We start from the raw sequence: 15,308 nt of genomic DNA on the forward strand, positions 1-15,308 counted from the left end.
AAATCTGCGTAATCTGCAAGATCTGCGTGCTTATGTAAGCTTTGGTTAAAACCTTTTTCACAACGCCGTATTCTGAAGGCGGGCTGAAGCCCGCCCCTATTGATAAAGATTCGATTGATAAAGATTGTATTGATGAGATTCGATTGACAGGGATTATGAATAGAGCATTTACTGAAACAATGTTAACAACACTGATTAAATCTTTTTTTAAATAAATCGATTCCAAAAAATTCACTTATTCACCATTGACCATTCACCTTCCCTCGTTGCTCTGCTTTATTTTTCTGAAACAGAACATTTTCATTGGAAATATCAAAATAAAACATATATTATAAACCGGTAAATTTTAGTAAATTTGCCAACTTAATTAATCAACGATATTGAGATATTACAATGAGCCAATTTAAAGAATACAAAAACCTCAACCTTATTGACGTAGCCGACAACATCGCGGAATTCTGGAAACAGAACAAAACTTTCAATAAAAGTGTTGAGATTCGTGAAGGGCAGCCCGAGTTTGTTTTTTATGAAGGTCCGCCTTCGGCAAACGGTATGCCCGGAATTCACCACGTAATGGCCAGGGCATTAAAGGATATTTTCTGTCGTTATCAGACCCAGAACGGAAAGCAGGTTTTCCGTAAAGCGGGTTGGGACACGCACGGACTTCCGGTAGAGCTTGGTGTGGAAAAAGAATTAGGAATCACTAAAGAAGATATTGGCAATAAAATTTCGATTGAAGATTACAACAAAGCCTGTCGTGAAGCGGTAATGCGCTATACCGACGTCTGGAACAACCTTACTGAGAAAATCGGATATTGGGTAGATCTTGATGATCCGTATGTGACGTACAAATCAAAATACATGGAAACCGTCTGGTGGCTGCTGAAGCAATTGTATGATAAAGGATTATTGTACAAAGGCTACACCATCCAGCCTTATTCTCCAAAAGCGGGAACCGGACTTTCTTCCCATGAAGTCAACCAGCCGGGCGCTTACCGTGATGTTTCCGATACGACGGTTGTGGCACAGTTTAAGACATTACCTGAAACCTTACCATCATTTTTACAAGGCTTTGGAGAGGTACATTTCCTAGCCTGGACAACTACTCCTTGGACGCTGCCTTCTAACACCGCCTTGACAGTCGGTCCAAAAATCGATTATGTTTTAGTTAAAACTTTCAACCAATATACTTTTGAACCCGTAAATGTTGTTTTGGCTAAAGCTTTGGTGGGGAAACAGTTTGCAAAAAAATACAGTGAAGGTACAGAAGAAGATTTCGCAAATTACACTTCAGAAAGTAAAGTTATTCCTTATCAGATCTTAGCCGAATTCAAAGGAGCTGATTTAGTTGGAATTAAATATGAACAACTTTTACCTTATGCTCTTCCGCACCAGAATCCGGAAAATGCGTTCAGGGTCATTTCAGGGAACTTCGTTACAACAGAAGACGGAACAGGTATCGTTCATACGGCGCCTACCTTCGGTGCCGATGATGCGAAAGTAGCCAAAGAAGCGACCCCTGAAGTTCCGCCAATGCTTGTTTTGGATAAAAACGGAAATCCCGTTCCTCTGGTAGATCTTCAGGGAAGATTTTTACCGCAGGTAAGTGATGAAATTTATGGTTTTGCCAATGAATACGTAAAAGGGGAATACCTTAGTGAAGCAGAAAAAGAGGCAGAACTCAAAATTCAAAAGGAAAACCTTAAGTCAATCATTTCAGACCTGAAAACGTATCTTTCTGTAGATGAAAGAATTGCTTTAAAATTAAGAAAAGAAAACAAGGCTTTTAAAGTAGAAAAATATGTTCACTCCTATCCACATAGCTGGAGAACAGATGAGCCGTTATTATATTATCCGCTCGATTCATGGTTTGTGAAAATGACTGCCGTGAAAGACAGACTGGTCGATTTAAACAAAGAAATCAACTGGAAGCCCAAATCTACGGGAGAAGGCCGTTTTGCCAACTGGCTTGAGAATGTGAACGACTGGAATCTTTCCCGTTCAAGATACTGGGGAATCCCCTTACCGATCTGGAGAACAGATGCTTCAACAGGAAAAGCAGAAGAGAAAATCATTGGTTCTGTGGAAGAATTGTACAACGAGATCGAAAAATCCGTTGAAGCAGGATTCATGAAAGAAAATCCATTTAAAGGTTTTGTAATCGGGAATATGTCTGAACAGAACTATGCTTTGGTAGACCTGCATAAAAATGTGGTTGATAAAGTAATCTTAGTTTCAGATTCAGGACAGCCGATGAAGAGAGAAAGCGACCTGATCGACGTTTGGTTTGATTCAGGGGCTATGCCTTATGCGCAGCTGCATTACCCTTTTGAAAATAAAGAATTAATAGAAACCAACAAAGCCTTCCCGGCAGATTTCATTGCGGAAGGCGTTGACCAGACCCGTGGCTGGTTTTATACGCTTCATGCAATCGGAACGGCTGTTTTTGATTCGGTGGCTTATAAAAATGTCATGAGTAACGGGCTTGTTTTGGATAAAAACGGTCAGAAGATGTCAAAACGTTTAGGCAACGCGGTTGATCCGTTTGAAACACTTGCCGTTTACGGTCCCGACGCAACGCGCTGGTACATGATTTCCAACGCCAATCCTTGGGAAAACCTGAAATTCGATATCGAAGGCATTGATGAAGTGAGAAGAAAATTCTTCGGAACTTTATATAACACTTATTCCTTCTTTGCTTTATATGCGAATGTTGACGGATTTAATTATTCTGAGAAAGAAGTAGAAAACCGTCCTGAAATCGACCGATGGATTTTATCGGAATTAAATTTATTGATCAAAGAAGTTAAAGCATTTTACGAAGATTACGAACCGACAAAAGTAGCGAGAGCAATAAACACTTTTGTGAACGATAACTTATCTAACTGGTACGTAAGGTTGTGCAGAAGACGCTTCTGGAAAGGTGATTACTCTGAAGATAAAATCTCCGCTTACCAGACTTTATACACTTGTCTTGAAACAGTTGCCAAATTATCCGCACCGATTGCTCCGTTCTTTATGGATCAGTTGTATCAGGATTTAAATAAAGTCACCGGAAAAGAAACGGCGGAATCTATCCATTTAACAGATTTCCCGGTAGCGGATGAAAGCCTGATCGATCAGGATCTGGTTGAAAAAACGCATTTAGCACAGAACATTACCAGTATGGTTTTTTCTTTAAGGAAGAAAGAAAATGTAAAAGTTCGTCAGCCGTTACAAAAAGTTTTAATACCGGTTTTAGATTCAAAAACGGAAGAACAGATTTTAGCCGTTTCCGAATTAATCAGACAGGAGGTCAACGTAAAAGAACTGCAGCTCATCAATGCAGAGGAAGCCGCGCATCTTATTGTAAAACAGATCAAACCGAATTTCAAAGCACTGGGTCCCAAATTGGGAAAAGACATGAAAACGGTTGGCGGAGAGATTGCAAACTTTAGCGCAGAACAAATCTCAACGTTGGAAAAAGAAGGAAAATTAGACATCCAGGGTTACGAAATAACACTTGATGATGTTGAAATTTCAACAAAAGACATCCCGGGATGGACGGTAACTTCCGATGGCAAAACGACTGTGGCATTAGATTTGAAGCTAACTGATGAGTTAAAATCTGAAGGGATTGCAAGAGAATTTATCAACAGAATTCAGAACCTTAGAAAAGACAAAGATTTTGATCTTACGGACAGGATCAATATTTTCGTTGAAGAAAGTTCTCCTTTTATCAATGACATCCGGAAAAATGAAGAATATATTTCTTCCGAAGTCTTGTCAAATAAAATAGAAATTGTATCTTCACTTTCAAATTTTAACGAAATCGAAATAGATGAGGTTAATTTTAAGATAAATGTTGAAAAAAATTAACATATAGTTATTGTTTTTCAATTTTCATTTCATAATTTTATTAAAAAACAGAAAAATGATTATGTCAGACGAAAGAGTAAGATACAGTGATGCTGATTTACAGGAGTTTAAAGCCATCATTAAGGAAAAAATAGAAAAAGCAGAAAACGATTTAAAGCTTATCCGGGAAAGCTTCATCAACGACCAGAATAATGGCACGGATGACACCTCTCCTACGTTCAAAGCGTTTGAAGAAGGCGCCGAAACACTGAGCAAAGAGCAGAATTCTATTTTAGCAGGAAGACAGGAAAAATTCGTCCGTGATCTTAAAAACGCGCTGATAAGAATTGAAAACAAAACTTACGGTGTTTGCAGGGTGACAGGAAAGCTGATTCCTAAAGAAAGGCTATTGGCTGTTCCTCATGCTACATTGAGCATCGAAGCGAAAAATATGCAGAAATAACCATCAGGTTAATATCATAAATTTGGGTTTATATTGTATTTTTGACAAATACTTTATAAACCTAATTTTTAGTATATACCCATGAGCGAATTACTCATCGTTGTCCTTATCGTCATTGTGATCCTTGCTTTTTTCAACAAAGACAGGATCCGAAATATGTTTTTCCGTGAGAAACATACCAATTATACGATAGATGATCAGTTTAATGCTGATAAACGCGACAGGGAAAAGGAAATAGACCGCCTTTTGAGCAAAATGGGTAAAAACGGAATCAATGACCTTTCGCCTAAGGAAAGAAAAAGGCTTGATGAGCTGTCGAAAAAATAATTTAAATATAAAAAACGTGGAATCCATTATCGTACACACTAAAAATGCAATGGAACTTAACGCACTGAAAAGCGTTTTAAAAGAAATGAACATCAAGTTCGAAAAATTCCATACGAAGAATACGCACCACAATCAGAAGACGATCAAAAAAATCGTTGATCAGAAAAACGAAAAAATAGGAAAACCTTCAAAACCAAAAGGACAGTAATGAAAAAGATCGTATTGGTAACCTTTCTTATCTTGCTGATTGATCAGGTTTCAAAAATCTACGTTAAAACACATTTTGAACTGAATGACAGTATTCCTGTTTTTCCAGGCTTCAGACTTACCTTTGTGGAAAACCCCGGAATGGCTTACGGGCTGCATTTCGGAGGCATTATCGGTAAATATTTCCTTGTTTTGGTAAGAATTTTCCTGATTGGAGGAATGATCTATTTATTTAAAAAATGGCTGCAGAGAGGGGAATCCAATTATCTTCTGATTCCGATGGCGATGATCTTTGCCGGAGCAATAGGAAATCTCATTGACGGAATGTTCTATGGATTGATCTTCAACAGCGGAATGGTTTATGATGAAAGTGTCAATCAATGGATTGGCTATGGAGGGGTTTCTAAATTTGTTCCTTTCGGACAGGGATATTCTTCCTTTATGAAAGGCTGTGTTGTCGACATGCTTCATTTCCCTCTGGTAGACTGGAACGTTCCCGAAAGCTGGCCTTTGATTGGCGGAAAACATATTGAGTTTTTCAAATACATCTTCAACGTCGCAGACTCGGCGATTACAGTAGGAGCCGCTTTATTGCTGGTTTTCAGAAAAAAAGCTTTCCCGAACGGCTTGGAATTTTAAAGAGATTTTCATTCGATGAAAAAAATAATCAAAAATATTTTTAAAATTTTCCTGCTTCTTTTTGTGGCAGGAATTATTTTTATGGCGTGGGCCAATTACAGCATCAAGACCAGCAGCGATCCGTATACTTCTTACCAGACGGCAGGTCTCCCCGCAGCCAAAACAGCATTGCTTCTGGGAACCAGCAGGACCCTAAATAACGGTTTTCCCAATGCCTATTTCTACAACAGGATCTATGCTGCTGTAGAACTATACAAAAGCGGAAAAGTACAGTACATTATCGTCAGCGGAGACAACAGCCGGAAAGACTACAACGAGCCGGAAGATATGCAGTTTGCCTTAATGGAACATGGGATTCCCAAAGATAAAATTTTCCTGGACTTTGCCGGTTTCAGGACCTTGGATTCGGTGGTAAGGGCGAAAGAAATTTTCGGGCAGCATAAAATCATTATTGTTTCCCAGAAATTCCATAATGAAAGAGCGGTATTTCTCGCAAAAAAGTATGGGATGGAAGCTTTCGGTTTTAATGCTGAAGATGTAAATAAATATGCCGGGTTCAAAACCAATATGAGAGAATATCTGGCGAAGGCAAAAGCCTACCTGGATCTGATGACAGGCGTAGAGCCGAAGTTTGGTGGAAAGAAAATTCAGATTCCTTAATACTTATTTTGTACTTCGGCTATCCGGTTTGCCTCTGCGCTATTGATCCTGTTGTTTTTTTAACATTAAGAATTTAAGGCAATATGGCTTATCAGTTTATTTATTCTACCTTATTCAATAAACAGCTATTATTGTTAAAGTTAAGAATAAACAAAGTTTATTTTGATTTTAGAAATTAAGAGCTTATGTAATATTTAGAATTAAGTTTAACTTCTTAATTAACTTAATTTAAATCAATTAATTGACTTCTTATTTTTTCCGCTTAATAAACTGAATTCCTTAATGTTAAAATTAAGCAGAAGTCTGTAAAAAATTATCAGATCAAATTTAAACATCCTCTAAGAAAAACCAACAGGAAATAAATTTGAACAAAATTTAAACTTACTCTTACACTGCACAATCTGTTGAAGAATTGATTAAATTTGCAATTCATTAATTTTAAATATAAATTTTAAACAATGTCAAGAATTCTTACCGGCATTCAAGCCACCGGAACCCCGCACCTCGGGAATTTACTGGGTGCTATTATTCCTGCGATTGAGCTATCCAAGCAGGAAGGAAACGAATCATTTTTATTTATTGCGAACCTTCACTCGCTTACCCAGATTAAGGACGCGAAAGAATTGAAACAGAACACCTACGAGATTGCTGCGGCTTGGCTTGCTTGTGGGCTTGACACCGAAAAAACATATTTTTACAGACAGAGCGATATCCCTGAAACCTGTGAACTTTCTTGGCATTTATCATGTTTTTTTCCGTATCAGCGACTTACTTTGGCACATTCATTCAAAGATAAAGCAGACCGTTTGCAGGATGTAAACGCCGGTTTGTTTACCTATCCCATTTTAATGGCTGCCGATATTTTATTGTATGACGCGGAGATCGTCCCTGTAGGAAAAGACCAGCTTCAGCACCTGGAAATTGCCCGTGATGTAGCTTCCCGATTCAACAACCAGATGGGTGAAGTTTTTGTACTTCCACAATCGGAACTTCAGGAGAACACCAAATACGTTCCCGGAATCGACGGCCATAAAATGTCTAAATCGAGAGGAAATATCATCAATATTTTCTTACCTGAAAAAGAGCTGAAAAAACAGGTAATGAGCATCGAAACCGATTCCAAATCCTTGGAAGAGCCGAAAGATCCCGAAACGGATAAAGTGTTTGCTATTTATCAGTTGGTGGCAACACCTGAACAGACAGAGGAGTTAAGAGCCAAATATCTGGCCGGAAATTTCGGTTACGGACACGCGAAGAAAGAATTGCTGGATCTCATCCTGACAAGATTCGAGAAAGAAAGAGAACTTTTCTCTCATTACATGAACAATCTGGATGAACTTGAAGCCAAGCTTCAGGAAGGAGCAGCAAAAACGAGGGTAATTGCTACTGAAACGATGAAAAGAGTACGTGAGAGCCTGGGGCTTTAATATATCCTGAGTTTGACCATCAATATAGTTCGGCGGCACCAAAGGTGCCGCCGAAGCTTTTATAGATATTCTTTAATCTGCAGAAGATGCTTGATGACTTTAAGTCCTTTCTGGTTGCGGTTTTCATTTAAAACATCAAAGAAAATAACATCCATTCCGAAATTCTGCGCGCCGGTCACATCGGCAATCCAGTCGTCGCCAATCAGAATACTGTTTTCTTTTTCAGCATCAGAAAGTCTTAGTGAATATTCAAAAATCTCAGGTCTTGGCTTTCTGACTCCGACAGTATCCGCACTGGTAATAGTCTGGAAATAGGTATTGATTCCGGATAAAATACATTTTCGTTCCGTGACTTCTTTGAAACCATTCGAAATAATATGTAATGTGTAGTTTTTAGCTTTAAGATACTCTAAAATATACGCGGCGCCTTCCACCAATTCATTATGATTGAGAATTTTATCTAGGAAATGCTCTTCGAAATACATGGATAATTCTTCATCATCCACTCCGAAGTGTTTAAAGGTATCATAAAAACGGTGCTTTCTGAGATACTCTTTATCAATAATTCCGTCCCGGATATCTTCCCAGAGTTTCTCATTGATTTTATGATAAAAGGCATGAAACTCTTCAAAATCAATGGTATATTTTAAGGTGATTTCTTCTTGCTCAAAAAGGTCTTTGATGGTGAGATAGGCATTTCGCCGGTGATCCCAAAGGGTATTGTCGAGATCAAAAAAAATGTGCTGAATTTTCATACAGCACAAAATTAATTTTAATTTTTGGAAATCGGGTAATTCTTGCCCGGGGTTTTCACAACCTCGACACTCTTTGAAAAGCTGAGTAGAAACTCAATTGTCTGTTTTTTTGGTTTCAAAGTTTTCACTTTTAAGGAATCATTTTTTCTCATAGGCGATTAAATGTTTTTCCTTAAAACGAGAATTTTTCGAAATTATTATCTACCGTGTTAAGACAATGTGATTTTCTTCCATGATTTTTCTCAGGTTGATGAGCGCATACCGTACTCTGCCCAGTGTGGTATTGATACTCATATCGGTATGATCTGCGATTTCTTTAAAGCTTAGCCCGTCAAAAAACCTTAATCGGATCACTTCCTGCTGATTTTCAGGCAGAAACTGAAGCATTCTTAAAAGATCTTCCTGGATCTGGTTGGTCACCAACTGGTCTTCGATATTTTCCGAAGGCTCTTTCAGGAGATCAAAAATAGAATATTCGTCGGTTTCAAAAGTGGTTTCTGAAACTTTAATATTTTTTGCTTTTGCTCTGAAATGGTCGATAATAAGATTGTAAGCGATTCTTTTTGCCCACAGAATGAATTTTCCTTCTTCGTTATAGCGTCCTTCTTTTAGCATAACGATAATTTTCATGAATGTATCCTGAAACACGTCGTTTGCTAAATCTTCATCATTAATTTTGTAAAAAATGAATGTAAACAGTTCTCTTTGGTGGCGGTGAATAAGGGTAGACAACGCCGTTTCGTCTCCTTTCTGGTAAAGGGAAATTAGTAAACTATCCGATTTTGATTTCATAACTCTTCTCAATACTATTTTTGCTGATAAAACATTTTCCAGATATTTTACCTGGGATCAGCTGTAAATACAAAACAATTCTTCAGAGTAAAGTCTAATCAATAGGCGGATACAATTTTTAATGATGTAAATATAATAAATTTTTAATAACTGTTAACCTATTATTAAATTTTTAAGAGAAAAAAATAAAAAAAATCAATTAAACATGTCGTGAATGAGTACAGTAGGGATATTTAGTGTAAAATTAACATTCAGACCTTTGAGTTCTTTACCGTTTATTCCGCTGTTCCCAACCGGAAAAGCATATCCTCCGGTAAGGTCGAGCATTCCGAAAAGGGTAACACCCACCTTCGGCGCTACATATTTATTGGTTCCTTCGGCACCGATTAAAAAATAATACGAATGATAAAAATCCACATTTTTCTGAAAATTCAGCAAAACATCGGCAGACACTTTAGGCATGATGGCAAATTTCGAATGGGCAGAACCCATCAGCGCAGTAGCTCCCAGCCGATAGATTACATCGTCATTTTTAAGAAAAAGCAGCTTTCCGCCCACTTCACCAAAACTCTGGTTTTGATAGGTATATCCTACCGTTATCATTTTATGCACCGTCAGCTGAGCTTTAGAAAAGGCTGTCAGAAAAAATACAGCAAGGATCGTCAGGGCAAATTGCGCTTTATTCATTTTATTCTATTTATATGTAAATTTAAAAAAAACTGCCTTATCTGAGAGATAAAGCAGCGGTTTGATGATATAAGTTTAAAAATTAAATTCCGAAAGAGGCTTTAATTTCATCTACCTTGTCTAATTTTTCCCACGTAAAAAACTCTAAACCAGTAAGGGTAAGCTCATTCTTATGTCCTTTATTAAAAGTTTTATCCGCTACATAATGTTCTTTCCCCATGTGTCCGTAAGATGCGGTTTCCTGGTATATAGGATTTCTCAGTTTCAGATTCTGCTCGATCGCGTAGGGTCTCAGGTCAAAAATTTCAGAAACTTTTTTTGCGATCGCCCCGTCATGAAGATCAACTTTTGCTGTTCCGTACGTGTTGATGTATAATCCACAAGGCTCTGCAACACCAATTGCATACGAAACCTGTACCAAAACCTCGTCTGCAACACCCGCAGCCACAAGATTTTTAGCAATATGCCTTGTTGCATACGCGGCACTCCTGTCAACTTTTGACGGATCTTTTCCAGAGAAAGCACCGCCCCCGTGAGCACCCTTACCTCCGTATGTATCAACGATGATCTTTCTTCCTGTAAGACCTGTGTCTCCGTGAGGCCCTCCGATAACGAATTTTCCGGTAGGATTGATGTGATATTTGATCTGGTCGTTAAATAAAGCTTTGATCTCATCAGACTGCAAAGCCACTACTCTCGGGATCAGGATATTTTTGATGTCTTCACGGATCTTATTCAGCATTTCTTCTTCAGAACCGAAGTCATCATGTTGGGTAGAAACGACGATAGAATCGATTCTTACCGGCTTATGATCGTCGGAATATTCGATGGTTACCTGGCTTTTTGCATCCGGGCGAAGATATTTGATCTCAGCATCTTCTCTTCTAAGCGCTGAAAGTTCTTTAAGGATCGTATGGGCAAGATCAAGGGCCAAAGGCATATAATTAGCCGTTTCATTGGTGGCGTACCCGAACATCATTCCCTGGTCGCCGGCTCCCTGAGCGTTGGCTTTCGCTTCGAAAGACTCATCAGAAACAGCTCTGTCCACTCCCTGGTTGATATCCGGAGACTGCTCATGAATTGCGGAAATCACTCCACAAGAATCGCCGTTAAACATATATTCTCCTTTCGTATATCCGATTCCGTTGATCACTTCCCTGGCAATGGTCTGCACGTCGAGATAAGCATCCGATTTCACTTCACCGGCCAGTACGACCTGCCCTGTGGTCACAAGTGTTTCACAAGCTACCTTTGAATTTTTATCATATGCTAAAAAGTGGTCGATTAATGCATCAGAAATCTGATCGGCAACTTTATCCGGATGTCCTTCTGAAACGGATTCAGACGTAAATAAATAAGACATATTATTCTATTTGTTTTAAGATTAAAATTCACGAGAAAAAATAAGAATAATTGTCGGAAAGGCTAAAAAGAAATACTGTTTTAGCATTTTTTTATAGAGGTTGCAATCAGGTCAAATTTTTCCTCGTTCGTAAACGTGGGCAAATTTAAGTACTATTTTTTTAATACTCAAATTTTTGCCTGCGAATTATAATTTTCTTGAAATTAACGGTTTATCAAAGCTTTAACGATAAAAAACTATTGTGGTTTTATGCTTACGAATTCTTTTGGATTTTCGTGATAATTAAGTTTTTTTTCTAAAGATGTCCTGATGGAATGTGACAATTCGTCAATGATCTTTTGCTTGAAGGTCGGCTTGTAATAAATAATGCTAATTTCCCTGTACGGGAAAGGTTTTTTGAACCTGAAAACATTTTCTTTCTGCTTTTCAGACAGCTGGCTGAGTGCAAGTTCGGGCAAAATACTTATCCCCCCTACTTTATCTACCATATGAACCAACGTCTGGATATTGGAGGCCAGGAAGTCTAAATTTTTAGGCTTTAATGTATTTTCTTTCAGATGACAGATGTTTTCAAACTGATTTCTCAGGCAGTTTCCCTCTTCCAGCAGCCATACTTTTTCTACGTTCAGCTCCTCAGGAACCACATAAGAATTCTTTTTGTTGGCTTCCGTATCCGAACTGTAGATCATAAGTTCTTCATTAAACAGGAAGTCCTGATAAAATTCATCCGCAGAATCGTAAGGGGTTGAAATAATTCCCGCGTCCAGTTCTCCCGCCTTTAAAGCTTTGATAATATTATCGGTCGTCATTTCCTTTACATTCATCTGAATCTTCGGATTGTCTTCCAGAAATTTAAAAATCTCCGTAGGCAGAATAAACGAAGAAACCGTAGGAATAATCCCGATGTTGATGGTACCTCCTAAAATATTATTTAAAAGATTGGCTTTGTTCCTGAGTTCATTGACAGATTCTATAATCACCTTGGCCTGATCGATGATCTGAAGCCCCACATCTGTGGTACGGATCGGGTGGGTTGTTCTGTCGAATACCTTCACATCCAGTTCATCCTCAAATTTCTGTATCATTGCACTTAACGTAGGTTGCGTAATGAAGCATGCTTGAGCTGCTTTTCCAAAATGTTTATACTTATCTACAGCGATAAGGTACTCCAGTTGCTGAATGTTCATCTGATTAATATTATCTATGACAAAGATAAAACGTTTTTGCTATTTGTAATTAAAAATTAGAGTAAATTTGATATTTAATACGTCATTATAAACTGATCCAAGATCAATATCAGCAAAACAAATCATAAGTATATGGATTCTAAAAAATTAACGTTAAGTAACGGTGCTCCTTATTATGAGCATCAGGATTGTCAGACAGTAGGTCCCAGAGGTCCGGTTTTATTGCAGGATTTTGTTTTACAGGAAAACCTTGCCCATTTTGTAAGAGAAAGAATCCCGGAAAGAATTGTACATGCCAAAGGAACCGGTGCTTATGGAAAATTCACGGTAACGCACGACATCAGCAAATATACGAAAGCAAAATTATTCTCTAAAGTTGGAAATTCATGCAGAATGTTTGCCCGTTTTTCGACCGTAGGAGGCGAAAAAGGAAGTGCAGACACCGCAAGAGACCCGAGAGGATTTGCCCTAAAATTTTATACCGAAGACGGAAACTGGGACCTTGTAGGAAACAATACGCCCGTTTTTTTCATTAAAGATGCTAAAAAGTTCCCGGACTTCATCCATACCCAGAAAAGAGTTCCGAAAACCAACCTTAAAAGCGCGACCATGATGTGGGATTTCTGGAGCCTTAATCCCGAATCGCTTCACCAGGTGCTGATCCTGATGTCTGACAGAGGTACGCCGTACGGATACCGTCACATGCACGGTTTCGGATCTCACACATTTTCGATGATTAATGATAAAAATGAAAGAGTGTGGGTAAAATTCCACTTAAAAACAAAACAGGGCATTAAAAATTTCACAGATGCCGAAGCGGTAAAAATGGCAGGGGAAAACCCGGATTTTGCCCAGGAGGACATGTGCAATGCCATTGAAGAAGGAAATTTCCCGAAGTGGACGATGTACATCCAGGTGATGACCGAAGAACAGGCCCGGGATTTCAGATGGAATCCTTTTGACATCACTAAAGTATGGTTCCAGGGAGACTTTCCTCTAATTGAAGTGGGAGAAATGGAACTGAATGAAGTTCCCGTTAATTACTTTGCCCACGTGGAACAATCTACTTTTTCGCCAAGCAACCTCATCAACGGGATCAGCTTTTCCCCGGACAAGATGCTTCAGGGCAGATTATTTTCCTATCCTGATGCACACCGCTACAGAGTGGGCGTAAACGCGCACCACCTGGAAGTCAACCGATGTCCTTTCGCGGTAAACAACTACCAGAGAGACGGTTTCATGGCAGATTCCAGCCACTATCAGGACAAACCGAACTACCACCCGAACAGCTTTGATGAGATCAGACCCGATCCATCGTACAAAAATTATGAATATGAGCTGGACAGCGCTCATGTAGCCAACTACAGCAGAAATGAAAATGACGATGATCATTACACCCAGCCCGGATTATTATACTCCAAAGCCATGAACCCGGAAGACCGGCAGAATCTCGTAAACAATATTGTCGGAAGCATGCAGGGAATCACGGGGCCTAAGAAGGATGAAATCATCAACCGGCAGTTGTGCCATTTCTTCAGAGCCAATATCGAACTGGGAATGAAGGTGGCGACTCAGCTTAACGTGGTTATCGACGCCAATATGATGAATCATTCCAAATAATTACTTTCAACCGTAATTTTAATTAAAAGGAAAAAAAGTCAACATTTTTTCCTTTTTTTTATAAAAAATTTATAATTTGCAGAGAATAATATTTTAATGTGGAAAATGAGTTACGAAAATATATTATTAAATAAGGAAAATAAAATAGCCGTTATCACCATAAACCGTCCTGAAAGTTTGAATGCATTAAATGCCAAAACGATCAGCGAGCTTAGTTCTGCGTTGGAAGAATTAAATGAAGATGCAGAATGCAGGGCAATTATTCTTACCGGAAGCGGTGAAAAATCCTTCGTGGCCGGCGCCGACATCAAAGAATTCAGCGATTTCGGACAGGAGAAAGCACAGGAACTTGCCAGAAACGGACACCACTCATTATTCAACAAAATAGAAAATATGACCAAGCCTGTGATTGCAGCCGTCAACGGATTTGCATTGGGCGGCGGTCTTGAGCTTGCCATGGCATGCCACATCAGATACGCATCGGAAAATGCAAAACTGGGACTTCCCGAAGTAACTTTAGGATTAATTCCTGGGTACGGGGGAACCCAGAGGCTTCCGAAACTTGTAGGAAAAGGTATTGCCAATGAAATGATCTTCTCTGCCAAAATGGTTCCCGCTGCAAGAGCAAAGGAAATCGGATTGGTAAATGAAGTATACCCTATTGAAGAACTATTAACCAAAACACGAGAATTAGCCAACACGATTGCCGGAAATTCCCCAATGGCAATATCTAAAGCAATTCATGCTGTCAATTTATCAGACACGGAAAAAGGTTTTGAAACCGAAATCACCTATTTCGGAGAGCTTTTTGACATGAGCGATAAAAAAGAAGGAGTTGCAGCGTTTCTGGAAAAAAGGAAACCCAACTTCTAACAACTTCCTTAATACAAAAATTATTTCGAAAAAAAACGATGCTGCGGTATGAATAAGTTTGATAAAGCTTATCTAAAGATGGCTCAGGAATGGGCAAAACTATCCTACTGTAAACGAAAGCAGGTAGGAGCTCTTATCGTAAAAGATAGGATGATTATTTCAGATGGTTACAATGGTACCCCTTCAGGGTTCGAAAACTGCTGTGAGGACAGCGAGGGCAAAACACACTGGTACGTACTTCATGCAGAAGCCAATGCTATTTTAAAGCTGGCCGCTTCCACACAATCTGCAAAAGATGCGACCTTGTATTTAACGCTCTCTCCGTGCAAAGAATGCAGTAAGCTCATTTTACAGGCAGGCATCAACCGGCTTGTGTACATCAATGAGTATTCGGACGACGACGGAATATCATTTTTAAGAAACCACGGCATTGAAATAGTCCAAATTTCGGATTATGAACTAAAAAAATAA

Annotated in this window: 15 protein-coding genes; 10 read left to right on the forward strand and 5 right to left on the reverse strand. The window is 38.8% G+C overall.

Going from position 1 to position 15,308, the window contains the following annotated elements; genetic code table 11:
* Positions 1 to 393: 393 nt before the first annotated feature.
* The 7 genes from ileS (at position 394) to trpS (ending at position 7,560) form a co-directional block, all read left to right on the forward strand.
* Positions 394 to 3,858: an isoleucine--tRNA ligase gene (gene ileS / locus AC0N32_RS00285; RefSeq protein WP_476391885.1), complete on the forward strand. Its 3,465-nt coding sequence runs from the start codon at positions 394 to 396 to the stop codon at positions 3,856 to 3,858.
* 61 nt (positions 3,859 to 3,919) lie between these two features.
* Positions 3,920 to 4,300: a TraR/DksA family transcriptional regulator gene (locus AC0N32_RS00290; RefSeq protein WP_027378898.1), complete on the forward strand. Its 381-nt coding sequence runs from the start codon at positions 3,920 to 3,922 to the stop codon at positions 4,298 to 4,300.
* An 81-nt stretch (positions 4,301 to 4,381) separates the two neighbouring features.
* A complete protein-coding gene (locus AC0N32_RS00295) occupies positions 4,382 to 4,627 on the forward strand; it encodes a DUF6576 domain-containing protein (RefSeq protein WP_476391886.1) in 246 nt (81 codons plus the stop codon).
* A 16-nt stretch (positions 4,628 to 4,643) separates the two neighbouring features.
* Positions 4,644 to 4,835, forward strand: coding sequence for a DUF2683 family protein (locus tag AC0N32_RS00300; protein ID WP_476391887.1), 192 nt, complete (start codon positions 4,644 to 4,646; stop codon positions 4,833 to 4,835).
* A complete protein-coding gene (locus AC0N32_RS00305; RefSeq protein ID WP_476391888.1) occupies positions 4,835 to 5,473 on the forward strand; it encodes a lipoprotein signal peptidase in 639 nt (212 codons plus the stop codon). Before AC0N32_RS00300 ends, AC0N32_RS00305 begins: the two co-directional genes overlap by 1 nt.
* 15 nt (positions 5,474 to 5,488) lie before the next feature.
* Entirely contained in the window at positions 5,489 to 6,133 is a 645-nt protein-coding gene (locus AC0N32_RS00310) for a SanA/YdcF family protein (protein ID WP_476391889.1), read from the forward strand.
* A gap of 458 nt (positions 6,134 to 6,591) precedes the next feature.
* Positions 6,592 to 7,560 carry a tryptophan--tRNA ligase gene (gene trpS / locus AC0N32_RS00315; protein ID WP_476391890.1) on the forward strand — a complete coding sequence of 323 codons (969 nt, stop codon included), beginning with the start codon at positions 6,592 to 6,594 and terminating at the stop codon, positions 7,558 to 7,560.
* Between the two features lie 59 nt (positions 7,561 to 7,619).
* Here trpS and AC0N32_RS00320 read toward each other — a convergent pair whose 3' ends face one another.
* The 5 genes from AC0N32_RS00320 to AC0N32_RS00340 form a co-directional block, all read right to left on the reverse strand.
* Positions 7,620 to 8,315, reverse strand: coding sequence for a YjjG family noncanonical pyrimidine nucleotidase (locus AC0N32_RS00320; protein ID WP_476391891.1), 696 nt, complete (start codon positions 8,313 to 8,315; stop codon positions 7,620 to 7,622).
* 201 nt (positions 8,316 to 8,516) lie between these two features.
* Positions 8,517 to 9,107 (reverse strand): RNA polymerase sigma factor, encoded by a 591-nt coding sequence (locus tag AC0N32_RS00325; RefSeq protein WP_476391892.1) that lies wholly within the window; start codon positions 9,105 to 9,107, stop codon positions 8,517 to 8,519.
* 195 nt (positions 9,108 to 9,302) lie between these two features.
* Positions 9,303 to 9,794, reverse strand: a complete 492-nt coding sequence (locus tag AC0N32_RS00330) for a hypothetical protein (protein ID WP_476391893.1) — start codon at positions 9,792 to 9,794, stop codon at positions 9,303 to 9,305.
* Positions 9,795 to 9,876: 82 nt separating this feature from the next.
* A complete protein-coding gene (gene metK / locus AC0N32_RS00335) occupies positions 9,877 to 11,157 on the reverse strand; it encodes a methionine adenosyltransferase (protein ID WP_476391894.1) in 1,281 nt (426 codons plus the stop codon).
* Between the two features lie 236 nt (positions 11,158 to 11,393).
* A complete protein-coding gene (locus AC0N32_RS00340; protein WP_476391895.1) occupies positions 11,394 to 12,344 on the reverse strand; it encodes a LysR substrate-binding domain-containing protein in 951 nt (316 codons plus the stop codon).
* A gap of 132 nt (positions 12,345 to 12,476) precedes the next feature.
* Here AC0N32_RS00340 and AC0N32_RS00345 point away from each other — a divergent pair, with 132 nt between their 5' ends.
* From AC0N32_RS00345 to AC0N32_RS00355, 3 genes are all read left to right on the forward strand, one after another.
* A complete protein-coding gene (locus AC0N32_RS00345) occupies positions 12,477 to 13,964 on the forward strand; it encodes a catalase (RefSeq protein ID WP_476391896.1) in 1,488 nt (495 codons plus the stop codon).
* Positions 13,965 to 14,069: 105 nt separating this feature from the next.
* Complete coding sequence (locus tag AC0N32_RS00350) at positions 14,070 to 14,837, forward strand: enoyl-CoA hydratase/isomerase family protein (RefSeq protein ID WP_476391897.1); 768 nt, start codon at positions 14,070 to 14,072, stop codon at positions 14,835 to 14,837.
* Positions 14,838 to 14,885: 48 nt separating this feature from the next.
* Complete coding sequence (locus AC0N32_RS00355; protein ID WP_476391898.1) at positions 14,886 to 15,308, forward strand: deoxycytidylate deaminase; 423 nt, start codon at positions 14,886 to 14,888, stop codon at positions 15,306 to 15,308.

This window comes from Chryseobacterium endophyticum (genome assembly GCF_056333165.1).

Excerpts from the sequence above, each read along its gene's own strand:
- ileS (WP_476391885.1), top strand. The coding sequence starts at position 394 with ATGAGCCAATTTAAAGAATACAAAAACCTCAACCTTATTGACGTAGCC.
- AC0N32_RS00290 (WP_027378898.1), top strand. The coding sequence starts at position 3,920 with ATGTCAGACGAAAGAGTAAGATACAGTGATGCTGATTTACAGGAGTTT.
- AC0N32_RS00295 (WP_476391886.1), top strand. The coding sequence starts at position 4,382 with ATGAGCGAATTACTCATCGTTGTCCTTATCGTCATTGTGATCCTTGCT.
- AC0N32_RS00305 (WP_476391888.1), top strand. The coding sequence starts at position 4,835 with ATGAAAAAGATCGTATTGGTAACCTTTCTTATCTTGCTGATTGATCAG.
- AC0N32_RS00310 (WP_476391889.1), top strand. The coding sequence starts at position 5,489 with ATGAAAAAAATAATCAAAAATATTTTTAAAATTTTCCTGCTTCTTTTT.
- trpS (WP_476391890.1), top strand. The coding sequence starts at position 6,592 with ATGTCAAGAATTCTTACCGGCATTCAAGCCACCGGAACCCCGCACCTC.
- AC0N32_RS00320 (WP_476391891.1), bottom strand. The coding sequence starts at position 8,315 with ATGAAAATTCAGCACATTTTTTTTGATCTCGACAATACCCTTTGGGAT.
- AC0N32_RS00325 (WP_476391892.1), bottom strand. The coding sequence starts at position 9,107 with ATGAAATCAAAATCGGATAGTTTACTAATTTCCCTTTACCAGAAAGGA.
- AC0N32_RS00330 (WP_476391893.1), bottom strand. The coding sequence starts at position 9,794 with ATGAATAAAGCGCAATTTGCCCTGACGATCCTTGCTGTATTTTTTCTG.
- metK (WP_476391894.1), bottom strand. The coding sequence starts at position 11,157 with ATGTCTTATTTATTTACGTCTGAATCCGTTTCAGAAGGACATCCGGAT.
- AC0N32_RS00340 (WP_476391895.1), bottom strand. The coding sequence starts at position 12,344 with ATGAACATTCAGCAACTGGAGTACCTTATCGCTGTAGATAAGTATAAA.
- AC0N32_RS00345 (WP_476391896.1), top strand. The coding sequence starts at position 12,477 with ATGGATTCTAAAAAATTAACGTTAAGTAACGGTGCTCCTTATTATGAG.
- AC0N32_RS00350 (WP_476391897.1), top strand. The coding sequence starts at position 14,070 with ATGAGTTACGAAAATATATTATTAAATAAGGAAAATAAAATAGCCGTT.
- AC0N32_RS00355 (WP_476391898.1), top strand. The coding sequence starts at position 14,886 with ATGAATAAGTTTGATAAAGCTTATCTAAAGATGGCTCAGGAATGGGCA.